This window comes from Actinomadura sp. GC306 (assembly GCF_004348665.1).
GTDB lineage: Bacteria > Actinomycetota > Actinomycetes > Streptosporangiales > Streptosporangiaceae > Spirillospora.
The window spans coordinates 1-11,401 of the sequence record NZ_SMKM01000218.1 but is presented as its reverse complement, the minus strand read 5'-3'; the positions used below and the strand labels follow the sequence as shown (position 1 = coordinate 11,401).

The window sequence follows — 11,401 nt, the reverse complement described above, 5'->3', positions numbered from 1 at the left end:
GGCCGGGAGGTCGGACGATAAGCTCGCCTCGCCGCCCCCGGCGGGGCGGGCCGGTACCGGGGCGCCGCCCCTCCTCGGCCAACCGACCGCGCATGGGAACGGGATGTCGACGCTGAACCGTCTGGTGCTGTGGAACATCGACCACACGCTGGTCGACGTCGGGCGGGTCACCCGGGACGCCTACGCCGAGGCGTTCCAGCGGACCATCGGGCGCCCCCTCGTCCGGCTCGCGCCCACCCCCGGCCGCACCGAGTCCGAGATCATCTTCGAGACCCTCGCGTTCAACGACGTCGTCACCACCGACGACCACCTGCCCGCTTTCTTCGACGCCCTCACCGAGGCTTTCGCGAGCCGCCGCGCCGGCCTGCGCGACCACGGCCGCGTCCTGACCGGCGCCCGCGAGGCCGTCGAGGCGCTCGCGCACGTCCCCGGGGTCGTGCAGTCCGTGCTGACCGGTTCGCTGCAGCCGAACGCCGTCCTGAAGGTGACCGAGCTCGGCCTGGCCGGCCACCTCGACCTGGCCGCCGGCGGGTACGAGAACGGCGTCTACAGCAAGGCCGCGCTGCTGGAACTCGCCCGCGCCCGCGCCGGTGAACGGCACGGCGCCCGCTACCCCGAGGCCGCCACCGTCTACATCGCCGACTCGCCCCGCGACGTCCAGGCCGCCCACATCGCCGGCTCCCCGATCATCGCCGTCGCCACCGGCAGCGCCACCGAGGCGGAACTGCGCGTCGCCGGCGCCGACCGCGTCCTCTCCACCCTCGCCGACACCAACGCCGTCGTGAGCGCGGTGGCTGATCTCACCCGTATCTGACATCCCTGGCTTCCCCTCCCGTGGGTGTGGGTTCTCGTCCACGGTGGCGGTCGGGGTGGGTCCGGGGGACGGGAACTCGGACTTGTGGATAACTCTCGGCGGGGCCGCCATGTGGGGGCGGCGGATTCCGGTGGGCGGGAGTATGTGAGGATTCGGGATTGCCCGTGGACAGGTCTGTGACCTGCGATGGGTCGTGTGGCCGAGCCGAAGTCGGCTGGCGGATCAGGGAAGTTGCGCGGCGTGCCGCGCGGGGCCGATATTGAGGTTGGCCGCGCGCAGCCGGCGTGTCGGGGAGGGAGAGAAATGACCCGTGAGGTGGCTGAGGGTTCGGCGCTGTGGCAGCCCTCGGAGGAGGTCGTCGCCAACGCGCGGGTGACCGACTTCGTCCGGTGGCTGGGGGACCGGGGCGTCCTCACGGAGACCTACGACGAGCTGTGGCACTGGTCCGTCACGGAGGTCGACGCGTTCTGGGACGCGATCTGGTCGTACTTCAAGGTCGTCGGTGAACGCGGTGACGGTCCCGTCCGGGAGGGCGGGCCCATGCCGGTGGACGGCCTGAAATGGTTTCCCGGCACGACCGTCAACTACGCGGCGAACGCGCTGCGCCGCGCGGAGGAGGCCCCGGACGACACCGCGGTGGTCTTCCGCTCCGAGGCGGGCGGGCACCGCGTGCTCACCTTCCGGGAACTGGCCCTGCACGTGGCGGAGGTACGCGCGGGCCTGGTGGAACTAGGGGTTGGTAAGGGCGACCGGGTCGCCGCCTACATCCCGAACATCCCCGAAGCGCTCGTCTGCTTCCTGGCGGCGGCGTCGCTGGGCGCGATCTGGTCGTCGTGCTCCCCGGACTTCGGCTCCTCCTCGGTGATCGACCGGTTCGCGCAGATCGAACCGAAGGTCCTGATCGCGGTCGACGGCTACGCCTACAACGGCAAGCGGTTCGACCGGCGCGAGATCGTCGGGGAGATCGAGGCCGCGCTTCCGACCCTGGCCGCCACCGTCCTGATCCCCTACCTCGACCCGGCCGCGACGCCGGAGGGCCTGCGCGCGGGGATGCCCTACGCCGAGCTGGCCCGGCCTGGGGGCGACGGCCTGGAGTTCGAGGACGTCCCATTCGACCACCCGCTCTGGGTCGTCTACTCGTCCGGCACGACCGGGCTGCCGAAGCCGATCGTCCACGGCCACGGCGGCATCGTCCTCGAACACCTCAAGGCCCTGTCCTTCCACCAGGACCTCGGCCCCGAGGACGTCTTCTTCTGGTACACCACCACCGGCTGGATGATGTGGAACTACCTCATCGGCGGCCTGCTGGTGGGCTCCACCATCGTCATGTACGACGGCGCCCCACTCGACCTGTGGACGCTCGCCGCCGAGCACGGTGTCACCTACATGGGTGTGGGCGCGCCCTACATCACGGCCTCTGCCAAGGAGGGGCGCCGCCCCGGCGAGGAGCATGATCTGTCGGGCCTGCGCGGCATCGGCTCCACCGGCTCGCCGCTGCCGCCCGAGGGGTTCGCCTGGGTCTACGACACGGTCGGCAAGGACCTTCTGCTCGGGTCGTTCTCCGGCGGCACCGACCTGTGCACCGGCTTCGTCGGCCCGTCGCCCCTTCTTCCGCTGCGCGCCGGCGTGATCCAGTGCCGCGGGCTGGGCGCCAAGGTCGAGGCGTTCGGCGACACCGGCGAACCGGTCGTGGACGAGGTCGGCGAGCTGGTCATCACCGAGCCCATGCCGTCCATGCCGGTGTTCTTCTGGAACGACGAGGGCGGCGAGCGCTACCGCGAGTCCTACTTCGACATGTACCCCGGCGTGTGGCGCCACGGCGACTGGGTCAAGATCCTCCCGGACGGCGGCTGCGTCATCTACGGCCGGTCCGACTCCACGCTCAACCGCGGCGGCATCCGCATGGGGACGTCCGACTTCTACCGCGTCGTCGAGGCGTTCGAGGAGATCACCGACAGCCTCGTCATCGACACCGGCCGGCTCGGCCAGGAGGGCCGCCTCCTGCTCTACGTCCAGCTCGCCGAGGGCGCCGGTCTGGACGACGACCTGCTCGGCAGGCTGAAGCGGGAGATCCGCTCGGCGCTGTCGCCGCGGCACGTCCCGGACGAGATCCACGCCGTCCCCGGCATCCCGCGCACCCTGTCGGGCAAGAAGCTGGAGGTCCCCGTCCGCAAGATCCTCCAGGGGACCCCGGTCGACAAGGCCGCCAACCGCGACTCCATGGCGAACCCGGAAATCCTCACCCATTTCACGCCGTGACCTGATTCACCTGCCGCGGGCCGCGTAGGCGAGGATGTCGCGGCGCCGGTAGAGGCGGCGGACGCGGCCGCCGCCGAGCGGTTCGACCTTCGCCGGCTCGGGCCAGCCGGCGGGCGGCCGCTTCGGGTAGACGGTGACGCTCGTCTGGGCGAGGCCGAGGATGCGGGCGGCGTCGGCGAGGGTGACGAGGTCGTCCGGGTCCTCCTCGGGCGGGCGTTCCGCGTGGGCGTCGTACCAGGCCGTCCAGGCGGCCTCGTCCCAGTACAGGGCCTTGCCGGCGCGGTGCGCGACGTCGGGGTGGCCGTTCGACGCGCGGTCCGCCCAGAGCTGCTTGAGGCGGTGGCGGCTCACGTTGTGGCGGGCGGCCAGCTCGTCGCGGGTGACCAGGCCGGACGGGACGCCCCCGGACCGGTGCGCGGCGTACCAGCGGTCCCAGGCTTCGGCGTCCCAGGCGAGCTGGGATCCGACCGTCCCGGCAGCCTCCGGGTGTCCGTTGGCCGCCCGCTCGCGGAACCACTTCTCCAGGGTGCTGCGCCCGAGCCCGTGCGCGTCCATGAGCTCCGCCCGGGTGTAGACGCGGCGGCCGTCGAGCATCGTCATGGTTCCAAGTTTGACCTGGAGGACGCGTTTAGCCCGCCGTATCGCCGGGGCATGTGACAGGTTTATGGTTGTTCCCACGGCCAAACGTGGTCCAACGGAAGCGGCAGGCCGAATCGCGCCCGATATATCCGCATGGCCGGGTGAACTTCCCATGGGCCTCGCGCGTCACACAGTCGGAGGGTGATCCGGGTCCACGGGGGGCCCGTCGATCCAGAGAGGGACGGTTCCACGCATGGAGGTTGGGGCGCTGCGGTCCGGAGACCCGGACCGGCTAGGTCCGTACGCCCTGATCGGCCGGGTCGGCGAGGGCGGCCAGGGGACCGTCTACCTGGGCACGGACGAGGACGGCCGGCAGATCGCGATCAAGCTGCTGCACGCGGAGCTGACGTCCGACGACAAGGCGCGCGCCCGCTTCCTCCGGGAACTGGAGGTCGCCAAGCGGGTCGCGCCCTTCTGCACCGCCCAGGTCCTCGACGCCGACGCCGACGGCGACCGCCCCTACATCGTCAGCGAGTACGTCCGCGGCCCGTCGCTGAACCAGCAGGTGCTGCAGGACGGCCCGCTCGGCGGCGCCGGGCTCGACCGGCTCGCCGTCGGCACCGCGACGGCGCTGTCCGCGATCCACCAGGCGAACATCGTCCACCGCGACTTCAAGCCGCACAACGTGCTGCTCGGCCCGGACGGCCCGCGGGTCATCGACTTCGGCGTGGCGCGGGCCATCAGCGGCGGCACCACGCTCACCAGCCGGGTGATCGGCACCCCGTCCTACATGTCGCCCGAGCAGATCGCCGGCGACGAGGTCGGCACGGCGTCGGACGTCTTCTGCTGGGCGGCCACCCTGGTGTTCGCGGCGGCGGGGGAGCCCCCCTTCGGCCAGGACACCATCCCCGCCGTCATCAACCGGATCCTGCACGAGGAGCCCGACCTCGGCGACCTGCACGGGCCGCTGCGCGAGCTGGTCCTCGACTGCCTGGAGAAGGACCCCGCCGACCGGCCGGGCGCGCGGCAGGTGCTGATGCGGCTGCTCGGCCACGAGGAGAGCTCGGGCGCCGCCGCCGCGGCGGCCCCCGCGCGGGCGTCCGGCGGCACCGACGAGACCGCGATGCTCGCCGCCGGCTCCGTTCGCGCCGCCGAGATCGGCGACGACGACGTCTTCGAGCCCGACCCGGTGTTCGGCGACGAGCCGGTCTTCGACGACGATCCGGCCTACGACGACGAGCCCGTCTTCCGCGACCCGGAGGCCCCCGCCGCGGCGGCCGCCTTCCACGGCGCCGGAGCGGACGGCGACCCCGCCGAGACCGACGCGAACGGCCCGGCGCCCGCGCTGCTCCCGACGCCCGCCGAATGGTCCGCCGGCGACACGCTGCCGCCCGCCCTCGCCGCCGGCAAGGGCGGCGACGGCGGCCGCGGGCTGCGGGACCGGCTCGCCGGTTCGGGCCGCTCGGCCGTGCTCGCCGGGGCCGCCGCGCTGTTCGTCGCGATCGTGGTGGTCTCGTCCGTCCTCGTGCTCAGCTCCGGCGACAACGGCAAGGCGGGGCAGAAGGTCAGCGATCCGAGCGCGCCGCCCTCGCCCACCGACGTCATGCCCAGCACGTCGGCGCCGACGAACAGCGAGGAGCCCGTCCGGCAGCAGCCGGTCCAGCCCTCCTACACCCCGTCGCCCGGCACCGAGAGCCCGTCGGAGAGCCCGTCGCCGTCCGGCGGCCCCGTCCCGAGCAGCCCGGCGCCTTCGACGCCGCCGCCCGGTTCCACGCCGCCGCCCGCCTCCGAAGACCCGCCCACCGAGCCCGAGGACCCGCCGACCGACCCCGAGGAGCCCCCGGGCGACGGCGGGGGAGGCGGCGGCACCGGCGGTCAGGGCAGCCAGGACGGCGGCTGACGGCCCCGCCCGCACGCGGTTATCCACAGTTGCGCCATTCCCTCGGCGGACCGCGGACCACCTGGCAGGGTGGGGTAGGCCACGGTGACCTCGCGGCCGGGCAGGTCGGCTTTGCGGGGATTCCTGGTTACGCTGGCGCGTGAGCGTCGCCACAACGGAGTGGCGAAGGGTCTCTAGGGGAGTTGTTTCAATGGGCGGCATGCTCGATTCGGTGAAGGACGACCTGCTCAGGCGGGCCGCGGAGACGTGCGCGCAGCGCCCGGGGCCGCGCGGCGGGGACGCGGAAGAGACCTTCGCCTATCTCCGGCTCTACTACCGGCACGTCGCCCACGAGGACCTGGCCCCCAGAGACCCGGCCGACATCTGCGGTCCCGCGCTGGCGCACCGGACGCTCGGCGAGGAACGCCCCCAGGGGCGCGCGAAGGTCCGCGTCTTCACCCCGACGCTGGAGGAGTACGGCTGGGACCCGGGGCACACCGTCGTCCAGGTCGTCACCGACGACATGCCGTTCCTCGTCGACTCGGTGACGATGGAGCTCACCCGGCACCAGCTCGCCACCCACCTGATCGTCCATCCGCTCCTCGGCGTGGACCGCGACGTCGCCGGCCACCTGAAGGCGTTCCGCGGCAAGCTCGACAGCGACACCGACGTCGACGAGTCGTGGATCCACATCGAGATCGACCGCACCAGCGACCGGGCCCTCCTGGACGGGCTGGAGCGCGACCTCCTGCGCGTCCTGCAGGACGTCCGGGTCGCCGCCGAGGACGAGCCGAAGATGCGCGCCAGGGCGGGGGAGATCGCCGCCGCCATCGAGAAGGAGCCGCCGCCGCTGCCCGCCAAGGAGCTCGCCGAGGGCGTCGAGCTGCTCGACTGGCTCGCGAACGGGCACTTCACCTTCCTCGGATACCGCGACTACACCCTCACCGACGACGGGACCGCGCTGCGGCCCGAGCCCGGCACCGGCCTCGGCATCCTGCGCGGCGACACGCGCGAGTCCGGCAGCTTCGCCGCGCTGCCGCCCGAGGTGCGGGAGAAGGCGACCGAGAAGCACCTGCTGGTGCTCACCAAGGCGAACTCCCGGTCGACCGTTCACCGGCCGCTGTACCTCGACTACATCGGGGTGAAGAAGTTCGGCCCGTCCGGTGAGGTCACCGGTGAGCGGCGGTTCCTCGGCCTGTTCACCCACGTCGCCTACAGCGCGTCGATCGCGCACGTCCCCGTCCTGAAGCGCAAGCTGGACGAGGTGCTCGAACTCGCCGGGTTCACGTCCGACAGCTACGACGGCCAGGACCTCATCGAGATCCTGGAGAGCTACCCGCGCGACGAGCTGTTCCAGATCTCCGTCGACGACCTGCTGCACATCGCGCTCGGCGTGCTCCGCCTCCGCGAGCGCCGCCAGCTCCGGCTCTTCCTGCGCAAGGACCTGTACGGACGCTACATGTCCTGCATGGTGTACCTGCCGCGCGACCGGTACACCACCAAGGTGCGGCTGCGCATCCAGGAGCTGCTGAAGGAGGCGTTCGACGGCGTCAGCGTCGACTACAGCGCGAACGTCACCGAGTCGATGCTGGCGCGGCTGCACGTCGTCGTCCGCGGTGAACGCGGCCGCCCGCTGCCCGACGTGGACGTCGCCGACCTGGAGGCGCGGCTCGCCGCCGCCACCCGCTCCTGGGCGGACGACCTCGCCGACGCCCTCCTCGAACAGTGCGGCGAGGAACGCTCCCGGACGCTCGGCCGCCGCTACGGGGACGCCTTCCCCGAGGCGTACAAGGCCGACTTCCCGGCCCGCACCGCGGTCGCCGACCTGCGCCGCCTCGAAGAACTCGACGAGGACACCGACACCTCGATCAACCTGTACGAGCCCTACAGCGCCGAGCCCGGCGAGCGCCGGATGAAGATCTACCGGCTGGGCGAGCCGATCTCGCTGTCGCGGATGCTGCCGCTGCTGCACAACATGGGCGTCGAGCTGATCGACGAGCGGCCGTACGAGATCGTCGCCGCCGACGGGCGCCGGTGCTGGATCTACGACCTCGGCCTGCGCTACGCGCAGCCCGCCGACGTCCCCGAGGACGCCGTGAAGGGCCTCTTCCAGGAGGCGTTCACCCGGCTGTGGAACGGCGAGGTCGAGAACGACGGCTTCAACGCCCTCGTCCTGCATGTCGGGCTGCACTGGTGGCAGGCCATGATCCTGCGCGCCTACGCCCTGTACCTGCGGCAGACCGGCACGACGTTCTCCAAGCGCTACGTCGAGCAGGTGCTGCTGCGCAACGCGGCCATCACCCGGCTGATCATGCGGCTGTGGGAGAGCCGTCTCGACCCGTCGATCGCGGGCGGCGAGGAGGAGCGCAGCGCCGGCATCACCGAGGAGATCAAGGGCCGGCTCGAAGACGTCGCCAGCCTCGACGAGGACCGCATCCTCCGCGCCTACCTGGCGCTCGTCCAGGCCACCCTGCGCACCAACTACTACCAGGGCAAGCCGTACCTGGCGATGAAGTTCGACCCGCAGGCCATCCCGGACCTGCCGGAGCCCAGGCCCACCTACGAAATCTTCGTGTACTCGCCGAAGGTCGAGGGCGTGCACCTGCGGTTCGGGTCGGTGGCGCGCGGCGGGCTGCGCTGGTCCGACCGGCGCGAGGACTTCCGCACCGAGATCCTCGGCCTGGTCAAGGCGCAGGCCGTGAAGAACACCGTGATCGTCCCGGCGGGCGCGAAGGGCGGGTTCGTCGGCAAGCAGCTCCCGGACCCGTCCGTCGACCGGGAGGCGTGGCAGAAGGCCGGCATCGCCTGCTACAAGGACTTCATCTCCGGGCTGCTCGACCTCACCGACAACCTCGTGGACGGCAAGGTCGTCCCGCCGCCGAACGTCGTCCGCCACGACGGCGACGACACCTACATGGTCGTCGCCGCCGACAAGGGCACCGCGACGTTCTCCGACCTCGCCAACGAGGTCGCCGCCGAGTACGGCTTCTGGCTCGGGGACGCGTTCGCCTCCGGCGGCTCCGTCGGCTACGACCACAAGGGCATGGGCATCACCGCCCGCGGCGCCTGGGAGTCGGTCAAGTACCACTTCCGCGCCCTCGGCACCGACGTCCAGCGCGAGGACTTCACCGCCGTCGGCATCGGCGACATGTCCGGGGACGTGTTCGGCAACGGGATGCTGCTCTCCGAGCACACCAGGCTCGTCGCGGCGTTCGACCACCGGCACGTCTTCGTCGACCCCGACCCGGACGCGGCCACGTCGTTCGCCGAGCGCCGCCGCCTGTTCGAGCTGCCGCGCAGCAGCTGGGCCGACTACGACACCGCGCTGATCTCCAAGGGCGGCGGCGTGTTCCCCCGCACCGCCAAGTCCATCGCGGTGACCCCGGAGATGCGGGAGTCGCTCGGCCTCGACGACGGCGTCAAGTCGCTGACCCCGTACGAACTGATCAAGGCCGTCCTCATGGCGCCGGTCGACCTGCTGTGGAACGGCGGCATCGGCACCTACGTCAAGTCGTCGATGGAGAGCAACGCCGAGGTCGGCGACAAGGGCAACGACCCCGTCCGGGTCAACGGCTCCGACCTGCGCTGCCGCGTCGTCGGCGAGGGCGGCAACCTCGGCGTGACGCAGCTCGGCCGCATCGAGTACGCCCGCGGCGGCGGCTGCATCAACGCCGACTTCATCGACAACTCCGCCGGCGTCGACACCTCCGACCACGAGGTCAACATCAAGATCCTGCTCGACCAGGTCGTGCGGGACGGCGAGCTCACCGGCAAGCAGCGCGACAACCTGCTGTACGAGATGACCGACGAGGTGGGGCGGCTCGTCCTGCGCGACAACTACGCGCAGAACGTGGTCCTCGCCGCGTCCCGCGCGCAGGCCCCGGCGATGCTGCACATCCACGCCCGCTACCTGCGCAAACTCGAACGGGACGGCCGGCTTCAGCGGCGCCTGGAGTTTCTCCCGGACGACAAGGCGCTCGCCGAGCGGCGCCAGTCCGGCCTCGGGCTCACCGGCCCCGAGTTCGCGGTGCTGCTCGCCTACGCCAAGCTCACCCTCGACCAGGACCTCGCCGCGTCCGACCTGGCCGACGACCCGTACCTGGAGTCGTGGCTGGTCGACTACTTCCCGACCCCGCTGCGCGCCCGGTTCCGGGACTACATGGACCGGCACCCGCTGCGCCGCGAGATCATCAACACGACCGTGGTGAACGACCTGGTCAACGCCAGCGGCTCCACGTTCGTGTTCCGGATGAACGAGGAGACGGGCGCGTCGTCGTCCGACATCGCCCGCGCCTACCTCGTCGCCCGCGACGTGTTCGACATGCCGCGGTTCTGGCAGTCGGTCGAGGGCCTGTCGCACCAGGTCTCGGAGGCCACGCAGATCGCGATGCTGCTGGAGGCCCGCAAGCTCACCGAGCGCGGCGCCCGCTGGCTGCTGCACAACCGGCGCCCCCCGTTCGACATCCGCGAGTCGATCGACTTCTTCGGCGGCGGCGCGGCCGCGCTCCGCGCGCACGTGTCGAAGCTGCTGGTCGGCCTGGACCTCGCCGCGTGGGAACAGCGCCGCGACGGCTTCGCGGAACGGGGCGTCCCGGACGAACTGGCCGAGCAGTGCGCCGCGTTCGTGCCCGCCTTCTCCACCTTCGACCTGGTCGGCATCGCCCACGACACCGACCGCCCCGTCGAGGAGGTCGCCGAGGTCTACTTCGACCTGGCGGACCGGCTGCAGCTGTCCCGCCTGAGGGAACGGATCATCGCACTGCCACGCGACGACAAGTGGCGCTCGATGGCCCGCTCCGCCCTCCGCGACGACCTGTACACGGCGCACGCCGCGCTCACCCAGGACGTCCTCGTCACCAGCGCCGCCGGACTGAACCCCGACGAGCGCATGCTCCACTGGGCGGAGAAGAACAAGCCCGCGCTCCAGCGGGCCCAGCAGACGCTCAGCGAGATCTGGGAGAGCGACAGCTTCGACCTGGCAACCCTCTCGGTGGCGCTAGGCGCCATCCGCACCCTGGTGACCGCCAGCGCCCTCCCGTCCACGGAGTCCTGACCGTTGGACCTGCGGCGTGCCACCCGGCACGCCGCAGGTCAGCGGGCCGCCACCAGCGAGACCGACTCACCCAGAACGCGCCCCTTCCCGGCCTCAGGCGCGTACCCGATGACCAGCCACTGCCAAGTGGTAAGCACCGTCTCACCCACCTCGTCACCATTCTTTTCCAGATGGGCACGAACCTCCTCCGGAAGGGTCGACGCCTTACCCCCCGCCAGCGTCTTCTCCTCCTTTACCGCGTACCAGACCAACGCCCCACCATCCTCGGTCCGCAACGCATAAGACTCACCCGGACCGGGCGTGACCGCCCCGCGCTCGACCGTCCAGTCACCCATGTCCTGGTTCCGGGCATTGGACGTGTAGCTGTCGGGAACCAGCGCACCATCATCGCCGCCGAGATAGCGGACATGCGCCTCACCGAGCTCAGAAGCGGACGCCGCCAGCGCGTACCCCTCCTTATCTCGCGCAAGTTGCGGCGGCCGCCCCTTGAACGTCAACCAATGCGCGGCCCGCCACTCGCCCTCGGCGTCCTCCTTGACGAAAACCCCGAGAACCTGCCGCTCGCCACTCTCGGCCTCCTCCAAGGCAGCCACCCCGAACCACCTGGGATATCCACCCAGACGAGGCACATAGAAAACGGGATTTGCCAAAGAAATCCGCGCCTGCGGCGACTTCCCCGACACACGAGCACGAGCGGTGACCGGCGCCTCAAGCGCCCCCGTAACCGCGTCCCCCCAGAGCTCCAACCTCCCAGACGCGACCGCCCGATTATGCCGCTCCACCCATTCCCGCAAGACCGTGAGCGACTCATCCGCAC

Annotated in this window: 6 protein-coding genes; 4 read left to right on the top strand and 2 right to left on the bottom strand. The window is 71.4% G+C overall.

Features of this window, described 5'->3' with window-relative positions; all coding sequences use genetic code 11:
- Both E1200_RS24925 and E1200_RS24920 read left to right on the top strand, forming a co-directional pair.
- Positions 1-814 (top strand): haloacid dehalogenase-like hydrolase (locus tag E1200_RS24925; protein WP_347813240.1); only part of this gene is annotated, 814 nt, incomplete at its 5' end.
- A 303-nt stretch (positions 815-1,117) separates the two neighbouring features.
- Positions 1,118-3,073: an acetoacetate--CoA ligase gene (locus tag E1200_RS24920; RefSeq protein ID WP_131954509.1), complete on the top strand. Its 1,956-nt coding sequence runs from the start codon at positions 1,118-1,120 to the stop codon at positions 3,071-3,073.
- A 6-nt stretch (positions 3,074-3,079) separates the two neighbouring features.
- Here E1200_RS24920 and E1200_RS24915 read toward each other — a convergent pair whose 3' ends face one another.
- Positions 3,080-3,673 (bottom strand): hypothetical protein, encoded by a 594-nt coding sequence (locus E1200_RS24915; RefSeq protein WP_131954508.1) that lies wholly within the window; start codon positions 3,671-3,673, stop codon positions 3,080-3,082.
- Positions 3,674-3,905: 232 nt separating this feature from the next.
- Between E1200_RS24915 and E1200_RS24910 the strand changes: the two genes are divergently transcribed.
- Both E1200_RS24910 and E1200_RS24905 read left to right on the top strand, forming a co-directional pair.
- Positions 3,906-5,552: a serine/threonine-protein kinase gene (locus E1200_RS24910; protein ID WP_131954507.1), complete on the top strand. Its 1,647-nt coding sequence runs from the start codon at positions 3,906-3,908 to the stop codon at positions 5,550-5,552.
- Between the two features lie 190 nt (positions 5,553-5,742).
- A complete protein-coding gene (locus E1200_RS24905) occupies positions 5,743-10,584 on the top strand; it encodes an NAD-glutamate dehydrogenase (protein WP_131954506.1) in 4,842 nt (1,613 codons plus the stop codon).
- A 38-nt stretch (positions 10,585-10,622) separates the two neighbouring features.
- Here E1200_RS24905 and E1200_RS24900 read toward each other — a convergent pair whose 3' ends face one another.
- Positions 10,623-11,168, bottom strand: coding sequence for a hypothetical protein (locus E1200_RS24900; protein WP_131954505.1), 546 nt, complete (start codon positions 11,166-11,168; stop codon positions 10,623-10,625).
- Positions 11,169-11,401 lie beyond the last annotated feature (233 nt).